The organism is Cyclobacterium xiamenense (assembly GCF_900109255.1).
Lineage (GTDB): Bacteria > Bacteroidota > Bacteroidia > Cytophagales > Cyclobacteriaceae > Cyclobacterium > Cyclobacterium xiamenense.
This window is the reverse complement of record NZ_FNZH01000010.1, coordinates 134,152-146,773: the sequence shown is the minus strand read 5'-3', so window position 1 is coordinate 146,773 and position 12,622 is coordinate 134,152. Positions and strand designations below refer to the sequence as shown.

Genomic DNA, 12,622 nt, shown 5'->3' with positions numbered 1-12,622 from the left:
ATCTTCCGTTCGAGTAATCCGATGAAATGACGTCCCTTAGTATTTTCCTACAAACAAGCTTCCATTCGACGCCGAAACCTGAAGGGCTTCCCTAATAATTACCCCGGGCGAAACCCGGGGCCCGGGCGCCGATAAATCCTTTCCCCAACCCCGAAGTGGGTTGAACCATCGCTTGCACCTCGATGCTGGATTTTGCCATCCTGTCTCGGCTGCCGATCTGGGCTCGATCGCAGGGCACACGATCCAACCCCGTCCGGGGTTGGAGGCGTCGGGTGATTCGTGATCCGTGGGTCGGTCTCCGGTTTGCTTGTGGAGGACTTACTGCACGTAGGCTTTCAGCAGGGCATCCACGGTTTCGTCCAAATTGGGGGAAATCCCTGGATGGGGTCGGGAAGTTTGGATGATGGAACTTCGGACAGCGGTCAGCCAGCGAAAGCGGGAAGCGATGGGTTCCTTGGAAATGGGGCTGTTGGCATTTTTCCCCTCACATACCTGTATGAATGCCTGGAGGTGTTTTCGGATCGTTTCCGGGTCGGTCTCGGGGTCCAGCGCTTTTAGTTTTTGTTCGTTCAGGACCGCGATACAGCGGAGGTATTGCTGCTGTATGGAGCAAAGGACCACGCCCACGTTGATGAATTCCTCTTTCTCCACCCGTGGCACTACCCGAATGATGGCATACTCATACAAGTGCTTTTCTGGCATGCTGCGCTTCGTTTAAAAAGGTTTCCGAATGCTTGAGCCGGAGCAATAGAAAATCCATATACACCTGCTTCCAGTCTTCCATTGCTCCGGTTTCTCCCATGGCTTCCAGCCATTCCCCGGGTAGGGATTGGACGATGTTCCAGAGTGCCTCCGGGTTAAGTAGTTGTCTGAACTTCTCGTCGGCTTTTTCCAATTCTCCGGCCCGGGGCAATAACACGTGATCTTTGATCAGGGGGAAAGGGCTTTTGGCGTGTTTTTCCCAGTTTTCCCAGGTATGGTGAAAAATAAAGGAGGCGCCATGGTCGATGAGCCACAGTTCCCGGTGCCACATCAGCATGTTGGTATTCCGAAAGGTTCGGTCCACGTTGGTGATGTAGGCATCCAGCCAGACGACGGCCGATGCCAGTTCGCTTGAAACCGCATCGGCTGCCGGATCAAAATTGACCGCTGCGGATAAGAAATGAAGCCCCAGATTCAATCCCTGGCTGCTTTTCAATAAGTCCTGGATTTCTTCGTCTCCCTCCGTTTGGCCAAACGCCGGGTCCAGCCGGGCAAAGACCAACTCCGGTACCTTGAATCCCAAAAACCGGGCGATTTCTCCACCCAACAGTTCCGCCAGTAAGGCCTTTTCCCGTTGTCCGGCGCCTCGGAATTTGATCACGTAGTTAAAGCCGTCGTCCGCCAGGGCCAGGGCGGGCAGGGAGCCTCCCTCACGCAAAGGCATTTTGTATTGCATGACCTGTACCGTACGGAGTGCTACTTCGTTCATTTTTCTGTGGCGATGGGACGGTTGTTTCGGGACCATTCGCTCCAGGAACCCACGTAGAGTTTGGGGATTTCCAGCCCGGCATACGCCAGTGCCAATAAGGTGTGGCAGGCGGTGACACCCGACCCGCAGTGTACCGCGGTGTTTTCCGGAGAAATGCCGGCAAGCACTTCCTGGTATTTTGCTTTGAGGGTGTCTGCGGGCAAAAAGAAGCCATCCGCTCCCAGGTTTTCTGAGAAAGGTACATTTATGGCTCCAGGTATGTGACCAGCCACCAGGTCAATGGGTTCGGTGGCCCCGGAGTAGCGCACAGCCTCGCGTACGTCGATCACCCGGCAGTCTTCTGCGCCGGCCTTCGCTCCCACCTCTTCCATGTCCGCCAGGGGCAACTGCCACTGCTGTACCGGATAGGCGGGTCCTGGTGTCGGGATTTCTTCACCGGAGGCCGTTGGGAATCCTGCGGACACCGCCGCTCGCAGTCCCCCATCCACTACCTGTACCTGGGTATGTCCAACGGCCGTCAACATCCACCAGAACCGGGCAGCAGACATACCGCCCTGCTTGTCATCGTAAACAATGACCCGGCTTTCCGGACGGATTCCCAGTTTGCCCAGAGTTTTGCCGAAGTCCGTTGGCGTGGGGAGGGGATGCCTTCCTCCGGCAGCAGGGTTTTCTTTGATATCGGACAAGTCCTCGTTTAAAGCGACGTGAATCGCGCCACGAAGGTGTTGCTTTTTATATGCTTCTTTGTCAAAACGGGCATCTACCAGCACCACTGCAGGGTCCTTTACCAGCGCTGCCAGGACGGTAGGAGGGATCAAGGGTTGACTTCCGGTTTTCATTTTTTAGGTTGTTTGAGGTGGTACATCTATCGTATCCGCCAAAGATAACCGCTAAAACTCAGATATGGGGAGTAATTCCCCCAAAATGAGCAAATTCAGCCGGGCCCTGTCGGGAAACCGGACAGGGCATAGATCCACTATAGTTGGCAGTCGGGGCCGAATAGGTTGTCCCGGTGCCACTCGGATGTCGCCAATTGCGCTGGGAATGGCCCTTTGTAGAAATGGTTTTTGGAACCCGGTAATGAATGGTCAGCGGAACAATTGCCATCCAAGGAGCCTTGGTCCGCTAGTAATTTGGCAAAATACGCCAAAAGACCCCGCCTCCAGAAAAGCAGCATGCGCGACTCAAGAGCTCGTTTACTGGTCGGAATTTTCCTGCAGAATTGCTTTGGCCCGTTTCAGGCTGTACAGGTATCCCAGCATCGCGGGAGTTACCAATGCAAATACCGCCAGGTTGCCCAGCCCTTTTGCTTTTTTCATGGAGAGGGTAGCCAATAGTACGGCCAATGGGATGCCGTATTTCAATCCAAAATCGAGGTACTTTTGATAGGTTGTCATTGTCATTGTCCTACTTTTTTTCTATCTCCGGTACAAGATTGGTGCCGAATCCGTGGCTTCTTGCCCCATCTTGAAACCTAAGCGGATATTCCGTAAAGAAGGCAAGTGGGATGGTTACTGCATTTTTAAGAACCTGCCGTTGTAGCCGGAGGAATGGGTTGAGGGGAACAAGGTATCGCTGCTGGCGGATTTAGTAGGAAAAGCGCAACTGTCTGCCTGGATCATCCGGCCGGATGAGATTCGAGAGGCTGATTCCCAGCAGGCGCACGGGGCCCGAAAGCTCCTCTTGCCTGATCAGCTCCAACGCGAGGGCCTCCATGCTACCGGGAGGAATGGCTTCCGGAAAGGTCCTGCTGCGGGTATGGACCGTAAAATCATTGTATTTGATCTTCAGGGTCAGGGTTCTTCCTGCGGTTTGCGACTGCTGCAGCCGGCGAAAAAATTCCGGAAGGATTTTGTTTGTGAGCGTTTCGGCGACCGAGCTGCTGGTCAGCAGGTCTTTTTCAAAGGTATTTTCAACACCCAGTGATTTTCGAATCCGGTCTGGTTTCACTTCGCTTTCGTGAATCCCCCGAACGATATCGTAATAGTGCCGGCCGGATTTTCCAAATCTTCGGGTGAGGAATACCAGGGAATAGGCTTTTAGGTCCCGTCCACAATGAATGCCCAGTGCTTTCATTTTTTCTGCCGTCACTTTGCCAATACCGAAAAACTTTTCGATCGGTAGTTTTTCAAGAAAGGCCTCTGCTTTTTCCGGAGGGATGACCGCCTGTCCATTCGGTTTATTTAGGTCAGAAGCTACTTTGGCCAAAAATTTATTGTACGAAATACCTGCCGATGCGGTGAGTCCGGTTTCCAAGAAAATGCGGTGCCGGATGGCTTTGGCGATCTGGGTAGCGTAGGGAAATGCGAAATGATTGTTGGTTACATCCAGAAAAGCTTCATCCAGGGACAACGGTTCTACCAGGTCTGTAAACTCCAGAAAGATTTTTCGAATGACCCGGGAAATCTCCTTGTACCGGTCAAAACGGGGCGGAACGAAAATAAGGTTGGGGCATTTTTGTGCCGCTAGTCGGGAAGGCATGGCCGATCGTACGCCAAATTTCCGGGCTTCGTAACTGGCAGCAGCCACCACGCCGCGTTCCCGATTTCCGCCCACGGCCAGGGGTTTTCCCCGGTATTCCGGATGATCCAATTGCTCTACCGAAGCGAAAAACGCATCCATATCCACGTGTATGATTTTCCGGTAGGCAGTCATCACACTCCTCAGACGGTTCCCTGGGCATTCATGGCGTTGGCTACTTTTTCGAAGGCCCCAATATTTGCCGCATTCAGGTAGTCCTGATCGGTGAGTCCATGGGTTGCGATGGTTTCCAGGCACTTTTCATGAATGTCTTTCATGATGATGCGAAGTTCTTTTTCCAGGTCCTGTTTGCTCCAGTAGCGCCCCATTCGGTTCTGGGTCATCTCCAGTCCCGATACGGCCACTCCCCCCGCATTGGAAGCCTTTCCGGGTCCGTAGAGCACCTTGGATCGTTGCAGGTAGTTGATGGCTTTGGGTGTGCAAGGCATGTTCGCTCCTTCGGCCAGCAGGGTCAGGCCATTTTCCTGGAGCGTTTTGGCATCGTTTTCGTCCAGTTCGTTTTGGGTGGCACAGGGAAAGGCACAATCCGCCGGTAGGGTCCAGATATTTTTTTCACCAGCGGGGGTAAATACTGCCGATTTGTAGTTGTCAGCGAATGCAGAAATACTTTTACGCTGCCCGTTTTTGATCTTCTTTAAAAAACGCAACTTGTCTTCCGTCATGCCATCCGGATCGTGAATGAAGCCGGTGGAATCCGAAAAACCGACCACTTTTGCCCCTTCTTGCAGCAATTTTTCGATGGCGAATTGGGAAACGTTACCTGCGCCGGATACCAGGCACACCTTGTTTTCCAAGGTGGCATCTACTTCCGTCAGCATGAAATGGGCAAAATGGATGAGACCGTATCCGGTGGCCTCCGGACGCAGGAATGAGCCGCCCCAGTCCAGTCCTTTGCCGGTCAGGACGCCTTGAAACTCGTTCTGTATTTTTTTGTAGGTACCGAATAAGTAGCCGATCTCTCGTTCGCCCACGCCGATATCTCCGGCGGGTACGTCGGTAAAATGGCCGATGTGCCGGTAGGCTTCCATCATCCAGGCCTGACAAAAGCGCATGACTTCCCCATCCGATTTCCCTTTTGGGTCAAAGTCGGCACCGCCTTTACCTGCCCCTAATGGCAACCCCGTCAGTGCATTTTTAAAAATCTGTTCAAACGCGAGAAACTTAAGAATACTCTGGTTGACGCTCGGGTGAAACCGAAGCCCCCCTTTGTACGGACCCAGTGCGCTATTCATCTGGACCCGGTATCCCCGGTTGACCTGCACCTGACCCCGATCGTCTGTCCAGCATACCCGAAAAGAAACGATGCGCTCGGGTTCGCAGATGCGTTCAAAAAGTCTGGCATCCACGTAGTCACGCTGATTTTTAAGTACCGGAAGTACACTGTCAAACACCTCCTCCACCGCCTGATGGAACTCAGGCTCGTTGGGGTTTTTTTCAATAACGCTTTTCAGAATCTGGTTTAGTGTTGCCATTACGTTGGGAATTAGTTGATGGATACAATTTGGTCAAGGCTTGGATGATCGGGGCGGCTTTTAGCTGGCATTCCTGGTATTCTTCGGTGGCATTGGCATCCAATGTGATCGCACTGCCCACACCGAAATAGAACGAACGATCCGCTTGATTGATCACGATGCTGCGAATTACTACGCAAAAGTCAAAATCTCCCGAGGGATCAATGTAGCCCAGAACGCCCGAAAACCAGGACCGCTTAAAGGATTCGTAGGCTTCGATCAGTTCCATGGAACGTACTTTTGGGGCACCCGTCATGCTTCCCATGGGAAAGGTTTTGGATACGATCTCCTCGAAGGAGACCTCTTGGCGAAGCCGGCAACTGACGGTAGAAATCATTTGCGTAATCCGATGGAATGCGTAAATCCCAAATAGCTCGTTTACGGTTACGGAGCCGGTTTCCGCCACGCGGGACAAATCATTTCGCATCAAATCTACAATCATGAGATTTTCGGCGCGTTCCTTCTCACTTTCCGCCAATTTTTTTTTCAAGAAAGCATCCTCCTCCGGGCTGTCGCCCCTTTTTACACTCCCTTTGATTGGTTGGGAAAGCAGGAGGTTCCCCTGTTTTTTCAAAAACCGTTCGGGAGAGGCCGCACATAGGTACAAGTCATCGGCTTTAAACAGGGCGCTAAAGGGCATGGGGGACTGGGCACAGAGCTCCAGGTAGACGCGTTCCGGTTCGCAAACCGGTAGCTTTCCGTGGAAATCCATGCAGAAATTCAGCTCGTAAATATCTCCCTCCAGAATATGGTTTTGGATGTTGGTGAACAGGCGGGTATAGGACTCCTGGTCATGGGAGGAATGAAGCGAGAAGCCCTCCGGGCTGTCGGTTGTTCGCAAGCGGGTGGATGCGATTGCCGCGGCGATCCTTTCCGGGTCTTTGCCGGTAATCTCGGCTGAATCAGCCGTGAAACGAATGGTTACCTCCGGGCTGAAAAACCGACTATCGGGGCAATCGATCCAGGGAATATTTCGGCTGCTCAGCCGCTCGTAGTTGTTTTTCTGGTCGTAGGAAAGGATGCCGATTTTTGGCCTATCTGCCGGCAAATCGGCTAAATTTTCCAGCGAAACCGCCTGGTTTCCTCCGTAAAAAACCTGTTCGAAGGCTCCCTGGGGATAGTCGATACCGTTGGCATGGAAATAACCATAAAACCGAAAGCGAACTCCTCCCCATACCAGCATCTGTTGGACCCATGAGGGACCGATGGGTAGTGTAAGGCTGGCTTCAATTTCGGACATGCCTGCAAAAATAGCAAAATGAAATTAAAAAAAGGGGACCTAAAGCCCCCCCTTTGCAACTAGCTAATATCCCCTTCCTTAATTCGCTTTGATATCAAAGTTTACGGATACCGTGTTGTAAATAAACTGATCTTTTGCTTTATCCACGGCCGTAGCTTCGTCTCCGTAGGACAATCCCCAGGCAGTCCGGTCGATATTGAATCCTGCTTGCGCTGTAATCGTCCCATTTTCCATGGATACACTAGCGGGAAACTTGATGTTTTTGGTGTTTCCCCTCATGGTAAGGTTGCCACTTATCCAATGGGTGGGCGACTCTGGAGCAATTTCGGAAGCGCTTTTCGGGGTGTTTTCCGTTTCAAACTGCTCCTGATCTTCAATGGCATCTCCGGCTCCATATGGGCTAATCTCCGTGATGACAAAGGTTGCTTTCGGATGGTTGGCAGCATCGAAAAAGTCATCGGATTGCAGGTGGTTCCACAGTTTTCCGTGATTTTCGCTTCCCTCTTCCAAATCGTGAATTTCAAGTCCGGTAATGTCGAAAGAAAATTCGCCCGCGGTAATGGCATCTCCCTCGATTGAAAGTGTTCCATCGGTAACCGGAATCAGACCAAAGTGCTGTCCCGTGGGCTTGTATCCCCTCCAATTTACCTCACTGCTACCCAGGTCAAGACTTAGTGTCTGACCGGTTGCCGCTGCAGCTTCCTGCGCTTCGGTGGTCTCTACGGTATCCGAACTTTTTCCGCAAGCGAAGGTCAATAGCGAGGCGGCTAGGATAAAACCTGATAATTTCATTGCTTTCATAAATAATACTGGTTTAATTAAGATTGGTTTTTTATTGATTTCAATGTATACACACTTAAACTGTGTTCCTGTAGAAAAGTTCAGCTTTTTCGAACATTAATTTCTTTATTGGTAATTTAATTGAAGAAAATGGCAATTTAATTCTGAAAGACGATGGCTTTAGTAAAAAGTATTGAAAATAAGACCCCGCAATTCGGATCCGATTGTTGGTTGGCAGATACGGCTACGATCATCGGAGACGTGATCATGGGCAAGCAGTGTACCGTGTGGTTCAACGCGGTGGTACGTGGAGACGTGCATTCCATTCGCATGGGCGACCGCACCAACGTGCAGGACGGTGCAATCATTCATTGCACCTACCAAAAATTTCCGGTGACCATTGGTTCGGATGTTTCCATTGCACATGGTGCGATCGTCCACGGGTGTACCCTTGCAGACCGAGTGCTGGTAGGCATGGGAGCAATCGTGATGGACGGTGCGCAGGTGGGCGAAGGGGCGGTGATCGCAGCAGGAGCGGTGGTTTTGGAAGGAACGGTGGTTGAAAAAAATAGCATTTACGCCGGTATTCCTGCAAAAAAGGTCAAAGATACCGGGCCGGAAATGCAGGAAACCATCCGTAGGATAGCCGCCAATTACCCCAGGTATGCCTCCTGGTACCGGGAGGAAAGTTAGATTTGTTCGTCGGGTCGGAATCGCATGCGGTTGGGGTAAGGAAAGGCATGGAGGAATTCACCTTTTTCTAGCCGATTTTGGATTTCTTTCCAGTAACCGGGGTCGAAAAGCTGTGGATTGGATTGAATGAAGAAGTCCCTGACATCCGCCCTGCCGATCATAAACCGCTTGAAATCTTCGGGAAATACATCTTTCTCGCCAATATCGTACCAGGGTTCGGAAGCATATATCTGCTCGTAGGTTTCTGGTTTGGGTTTGGACCGGAAATTCATGCTGTCCAGAAATTCGATTTCGTCGTAGTCGTAAAAGATGACGCGGTTTTGCCGGGTGACACCGAAATTTTTTGTCATCATATCACCTGGAAAAATATTGGCCTGGGCCATCTGCAGGATGGCCTGGGCGTAGTCGTTTACCACCAATCGGGCCAATTTAAGGCTGCAGGTTTCCAGGAAAAGGTTCAGCGGTGTTAGCCTCCGTTCGATGTACAAATGGCGAATGATCAGGGTATCCCCCTCTATTCGCAACAGGGAGTTGACTGATTTATTTAGTTCACTCATAAGTTCCGGATGGATTCGGTACAGGGGTAGCTTGAAGTTTTCGAATTCGTGCGTATCTGCCATTCTTCCGACACGGTCATGCAGGCCCACCAGTTTGTATTTTTCCCGAACCTGCTGCCGGGTCATGTTCTTTGGGGGGTCAAAATGATCCTTTATTAGTTTGAAAACAATGTTGTAGGAGGGTAGGGTGAAAACCGTCATCACCATCCCCCGTATCCCCGGTGCCAGGACAAATTCATCCTGGCTCTCCCGTAAATGGCGGATAAAGTCGCGGTAGAAGGAGGTTTTGCCGTGTTTGTTGAATCCTATGGCATTGTACAGCTCGTAAGGTTTTTTGTGCGGGATGACGGCGTTGAGAAAAGCGACGGTTTGAGAGGGGATTTCCACGGGTGCCATGAAATAGGAACGCGTGTAGCTAAATATCCCGCTCATGATATTGGGATCAAAAATTAAGGTATCGGCAAAAACCCCCTGTTGATTATTTACAAAGGGGATAATGAATGGCATCCATTTATTGCCCAGGAATATTCTTCCAATAAGGTAAGCAGCTTTGTTGCGGTAAAAAACGTTTCGCAACACCTGTGTGGTTGTCTCTTCGCTGATCCGGTACCGACTCAAAACGACCTTCTCAACCTCCCGTGTCAGCAACTGAATATCTTCTTCTTTCCTGAGATACCTGTTACCAAAAGTAAAATCCTCCAACATGCTACGGAAAAGAAGGGGGAGGCTGGGACCGGCAGGGTAGGTACGGTAAAGCTTCGGGTCGGTTTGTTCGGGCAATTCGGGAAAAGGAGCTTCCACAAACATCAGGTTTTCGTCAATACGGTTTCCAGGAAACGTTTTGCGAAAGACCGAGTTGAAAAAGGTCGCTGCCAGTTCTTTGTCATTTCTGCCTTTTATCGTTTCCAGGTAGTCCGATTTCATCGATTTCCAGACCCGGTCCTCAGCTATGCGTTCACCCAGGAGTTCCCGGCACTGGGCCACGATAGAGGCCAGGTGGTCTTTATACAGTCGAAGCCGCCTTTTATGATTTTCCTGCAAGCTTTTCCAATCCCTCTCCATAAAGTTTTTGGGGATCTCCCGGGTGATTTGGTTGAAGTCGGAGATGTATTGTTCGAATCCATTTAAGATGGTGGAAAAGGTTTGATGGTGCGAGTCTTTTTTCATGCGTTATCTCTGTACTAAAAAAACGGTAGTTTTGGAGCAGGATATTAGGTTATTATTTTTCCCTGGCAAAGTTTTTTGCCTTTGGATTTGTAGATTATTTCGTTAAATTTCGACGAGTTTATTCATTTTTACATGAATACAACCCAATAGGTTTAATAGGTTTGATAAGTGAAAAAGGCCTGAATGGTATTCAGGCCTTTTTTCAGCTTTACTACTAGTCTGCATAAGATGGAACTAACTGACCTGGTAAACGTGCTCGAAAGCGCCTTGAAAGGACCCTTACCGGGCAGGCTGGGGCAGCAAGAAATGGCGCCCTTACCGCTGGAGGAAGCGCGGTTTGACCGGTTTCGAATGGAACATGCCAGAAAGGGGGCGGTGCTGCTATTGATCTGCCCTTCTACAACAGGGGTGCAAATTCCTTTTATCAAACGAGCTAGGTATGCGGGCGTTCACAGCGGTCAGATTGCATTGCCCGGGGGTAAAATGGAGCCCGATGACCAGGATTTGAGGATTACGGCGGTACGGGAGACGGAAGAAGAAATCGGAGTGGATCGACGAAAAATCCAGCTGCTCGGCGCACTGTCCGACTTGTACATCCCACCAAGTAATTTTTACATTCGCCCGTTCATTGGGTTTACGTCTGAGGTCCCGTTGTTTAAGCCGGATGCCAGGGAAGTTGAACGGCTCATTTGCAGCGATTTCGACGCATTGATAGAGGAAGGGAATAAAAAAAGGAAATCGTTTCCGATACCCTCCGGAGGGGAGATAGTGGCGCCCTATTTTGAGATTGATCGGGAGGTGGTTTGGGGCGCTACGGCCATGATTCTAAGTGAATTTTTACTACTATGGAAAAACAGAGGGAATGGGGACTAATGCATTGATTCAGGATGATGCTGTTGTTTTTGGCTTGATCATGGCCGTTCTTGGCCTGGTGTTTTACACCTCTGGCAGCAAACACCCTTTTTTTGTAGTATTCTACCGCTTCGTGCCCGTCGTTTTACTTTGTTATTTTATTCCCGCTTTGTTCAATACATTCGGGCTGGTTTCCGGTGCGGATTCAAATTTGTATTTTGTGGCCTCCCGGTATTTATTACCAACCTCATTGGTATTGCTCACGTTGAGTATCGATCTGAAAAGTATCCTGCAGTTAGGACCGAAGGCCCTGGTTATGTTTTTGACCGGTACGTTTGGGATTATCCTGGGCGGGCCTGCGGCGTTATTTTTGGTTTCTCTGGTGTTTCCGGAAGTATTGGGAGGTATGGGTGCCGATGAGACCTGGAGGGGGTTGGCGACCATTGCCGGAAGTTGGATCGGGGGCAGTGCCAATCAAACCGCCATGCTCGAGGTATTCGGTGCCAGTCCGGCACTTTTCAGTCAGATGATCGCGGTGGACGTGATCGTGGCGAATTTATGGATGGCTTTTTTGTTGTACTGGGCGGCAAAGCCGGGGCCTATTGACCGCCTGTTGAAGGCAGATACTACCGCCATCACGAACCTCAAGGAGAAAGTCGCGCAGTACCAAAAAAAGAACACCAAAATCCCCCAGTTATCGGATACCATGAGCATCCTGGGTCTGGGCTTTTTTATCACGGGATTGTCCCATTTTTTCGCCGGACGAATAGCGCCCTATATAGGCGATACCTACCCCTGGCTCAAGCCCTATTCCCTGGATTCCCCTTTTTTCTGGCTGGTAATTTTGGCTACTTCGGGCGGGTTGGTTTTATCCTTTACCCGTTGCCGAAAACTCGAAGGAGTAGGCGCCTCGCGCATGGGTAGTGTCCTCTTGTACGTATTGGTAGCGAGCATTGGCTTGCAAATGGATTTGCGTGCCGTACTGGACAATCCACTTTTCTTCCTCATTGGGATCACCTGGATGGCCTTTCATATTTTCTTCATGCTTTTGGTTGCCTATTTGATTCGCGCGCCGTTTTTTTACGTTGCCATCGGGTCCCAGGCAAACGTAGGAGGCGCTGCATCGGCACCCATCGTCGCCTCGGCCTTTCACCCGGCATTGGCTCCAGTAGGGGTATTGCTGGCTGTTTTGGGATATGCGGTGGGAACGTATGGAGCCTACCTGTGTGGGGTGTTGTTGCAGCTCACATTTGGAAGCTAATTGGAAATAGGGAAGAAATCGAGCCTGCCTACCGGACAGGCATGGTGTACTCGTAACAGACCGGGATGATTATACGCCATGCGAGATGCTCCCGAGTAAGGATCGGGACAGGCAATGTGGTAAGTTAGAGACAAGTACAAACACATGAAAAAACGTCGGAAGTTTATTTTTGTTTGTCTGGGTTCGGACTGCAAATCCAACAAGGCAAAAAGTTTCGCCGAGGATATTGGTAGTATCATCCATTCCGGATCCTTTCGGGGAAAGTATAAATTGGTAAAAACCAAGTGTATGGATTGCTGCAAGTCCGGACCTGTAGCCGTTGTCAACGACCAATTAATAAAAAAGGGGGATTTGAAGCAGTTGGTAGAGGAATTGGCGACTGACTAAATGCGTTCCCCGTATGCTGCGTAAGGGCGATCGGTATTGTTTTGCCAATGGCTCTATATTAGTAGGATAAATTTAGGATGGAATTGATATTTGTTAGTAACTTATGGCATTGATTATAACATACTGATTTCGCGGACAACTCTTCGGATTTTCCGATGGTTC

Annotated in this window: 13 protein-coding genes; 4 read left to right on the top strand and 9 right to left on the bottom strand. The window is 50.3% G+C overall.

Features of this window, described 5'->3' with window-relative positions; all coding sequences use genetic code 11:
• Positions 1-318: 318 nt before the first annotated feature.
• The 8 genes from BMW71_RS21050 to BMW71_RS21010 all read right to left on the bottom strand — a co-directional run bounded on the left by BMW71_RS21050 (position 319) and on the right by BMW71_RS21010 (position 7,564).
• Complete coding sequence (locus tag BMW71_RS21050; RefSeq protein ID WP_092178421.1) at positions 319-702, bottom strand: DUF3037 domain-containing protein; 384 nt, start codon at positions 700-702, stop codon at positions 319-321.
• Positions 680-1,471, bottom strand: coding sequence for a HipA family kinase (locus BMW71_RS21045; protein ID WP_092178419.1), 792 nt, complete (start codon positions 1,469-1,471; stop codon positions 680-682). Before BMW71_RS21045 ends, BMW71_RS21050 begins: the two co-directional genes overlap by 23 nt.
• Positions 1,468-2,310 carry a sulfurtransferase gene (locus tag BMW71_RS21040; RefSeq protein WP_092178417.1) on the bottom strand — a complete coding sequence of 281 codons (843 nt, stop codon included), beginning with the start codon at positions 2,308-2,310 and terminating at the stop codon, positions 1,468-1,470. The genes BMW71_RS21045 and BMW71_RS21040 overlap by 4 nt, the downstream gene beginning before the upstream one ends.
• Before the next feature lie 357 nt (positions 2,311-2,667).
• A complete protein-coding gene (locus tag BMW71_RS21030) occupies positions 2,668-2,868 on the bottom strand; it encodes a hypothetical protein (RefSeq protein ID WP_092178413.1) in 201 nt (66 codons plus the stop codon).
• Positions 2,869-3,058: 190 nt separating this feature from the next.
• Positions 3,059-4,126: a DNA polymerase IV gene (gene dinB / locus BMW71_RS21025; protein WP_092178411.1), complete on the bottom strand. Its 1,068-nt coding sequence runs from the start codon at positions 4,124-4,126 to the stop codon at positions 3,059-3,061.
• An 8-nt stretch (positions 4,127-4,134) separates the two neighbouring features.
• Complete coding sequence (gene gdhA, locus BMW71_RS21020; RefSeq protein ID WP_092178409.1) at positions 4,135-5,484, bottom strand: NADP-specific glutamate dehydrogenase; 1,350 nt, start codon at positions 5,482-5,484, stop codon at positions 4,135-4,137.
• Positions 5,447-6,763 carry an anthranilate synthase component I family protein gene (locus tag BMW71_RS21015; RefSeq protein WP_092178407.1) on the bottom strand — a complete coding sequence of 439 codons (1,317 nt, stop codon included), beginning with the start codon at positions 6,761-6,763 and terminating at the stop codon, positions 5,447-5,449. Before BMW71_RS21015 ends, gdhA begins: the two co-directional genes overlap by 38 nt.
• Before the next feature lie 78 nt (positions 6,764-6,841).
• A complete protein-coding gene (locus BMW71_RS21010) occupies positions 6,842-7,564 on the bottom strand; it encodes a YceI family protein (protein ID WP_092178405.1) in 723 nt (240 codons plus the stop codon).
• A gap of 153 nt (positions 7,565-7,717) precedes the next feature.
• Between BMW71_RS21010 and BMW71_RS21005 the strand changes: the two genes are divergently transcribed.
• Positions 7,718-8,236: a gamma carbonic anhydrase family protein gene (locus BMW71_RS21005; protein ID WP_092178403.1), complete on the top strand. Its 519-nt coding sequence runs from the start codon at positions 7,718-7,720 to the stop codon at positions 8,234-8,236.
• Here the strand turns inward: BMW71_RS21005 and aceK are convergent.
• Complete coding sequence (aceK, locus tag BMW71_RS21000; RefSeq protein ID WP_092178401.1) at positions 8,233-9,960, bottom strand: bifunctional isocitrate dehydrogenase kinase/phosphatase; 1,728 nt, start codon at positions 9,958-9,960, stop codon at positions 8,233-8,235. The genes BMW71_RS21005 and aceK overlap by 4 nt on opposite strands.
• 228 nt (positions 9,961-10,188) lie before the next feature.
• Between aceK and BMW71_RS20995 the strand changes: the two genes are divergently transcribed.
• The 3 genes from BMW71_RS20995 to BMW71_RS20985 all read left to right on the top strand — a co-directional run bounded on the left by BMW71_RS20995 (position 10,189) and on the right by BMW71_RS20985 (position 12,460).
• Positions 10,189-10,833 (top strand): NUDIX hydrolase, encoded by a 645-nt coding sequence (locus BMW71_RS20995; protein WP_092178399.1) that lies wholly within the window; start codon positions 10,189-10,191, stop codon positions 10,831-10,833.
• Positions 10,823-12,073 carry a DUF819 family protein gene (locus BMW71_RS20990; RefSeq protein ID WP_092178397.1) on the top strand — a complete coding sequence of 417 codons (1,251 nt, stop codon included), beginning with the start codon at positions 10,823-10,825 and terminating at the stop codon, positions 12,071-12,073. Before BMW71_RS20995 ends, BMW71_RS20990 begins: the two co-directional genes overlap by 11 nt.
• A 144-nt stretch (positions 12,074-12,217) precedes the next feature.
• Positions 12,218-12,460, top strand: coding sequence for a (2Fe-2S) ferredoxin domain-containing protein (locus BMW71_RS20985; protein ID WP_092178395.1), 243 nt, complete (start codon positions 12,218-12,220; stop codon positions 12,458-12,460).
• Positions 12,461-12,622 lie beyond the last annotated feature (162 nt).

Coding starts and splice junctions, on each gene's coding strand:
- BMW71_RS21050 (WP_092178421.1), bottom strand. CDS start 702: ATGCCAGAAAAGCACTTGTATGAGTATGCCATCATTCGGGTAGTGCCA.
- BMW71_RS21045 (WP_092178419.1), bottom strand. CDS start 1,471: ATGAACGAAGTAGCACTCCGTACGGTACAGGTCATGCAATACAAAATG.
- BMW71_RS21040 (WP_092178417.1), bottom strand. CDS start 2,310: ATGAAAACCGGAAGTCAACCCTTGATCCCTCCTACCGTCCTGGCAGCG.
- BMW71_RS21030 (WP_092178413.1), bottom strand. CDS start 2,868: ATGACAACCTATCAAAAGTACCTCGATTTTGGATTGAAATACGGCATC.
- dinB (WP_092178411.1), bottom strand. CDS start 4,126: ATGACTGCCTACCGGAAAATCATACACGTGGATATGGATGCGTTTTTC.
- gdhA (WP_092178409.1), bottom strand. CDS start 5,484: ATGGCAACACTAAACCAGATTCTGAAAAGCGTTATTGAAAAAAACCCC.
- BMW71_RS21015 (WP_092178407.1), bottom strand. CDS start 6,763: ATGTCCGAAATTGAAGCCAGCCTTACACTACCCATCGGTCCCTCATGG.
- BMW71_RS21010 (WP_092178405.1), bottom strand. CDS start 7,564: ATGAAAGCAATGAAATTATCAGGTTTTATCCTAGCCGCCTCGCTATTG.
- BMW71_RS21005 (WP_092178403.1), top strand. CDS start 7,718: ATGGCTTTAGTAAAAAGTATTGAAAATAAGACCCCGCAATTCGGATCC.
- aceK (WP_092178401.1), bottom strand. CDS start 9,960: ATGAAAAAAGACTCGCACCATCAAACCTTTTCCACCATCTTAAATGGA.
- BMW71_RS20995 (WP_092178399.1), top strand. CDS start 10,189: ATGGAACTAACTGACCTGGTAAACGTGCTCGAAAGCGCCTTGAAAGGA.
- BMW71_RS20990 (WP_092178397.1), top strand. CDS start 10,823: ATGGGGACTAATGCATTGATTCAGGATGATGCTGTTGTTTTTGGCTTG.
- BMW71_RS20985 (WP_092178395.1), top strand. CDS start 12,218: ATGAAAAAACGTCGGAAGTTTATTTTTGTTTGTCTGGGTTCGGACTGC.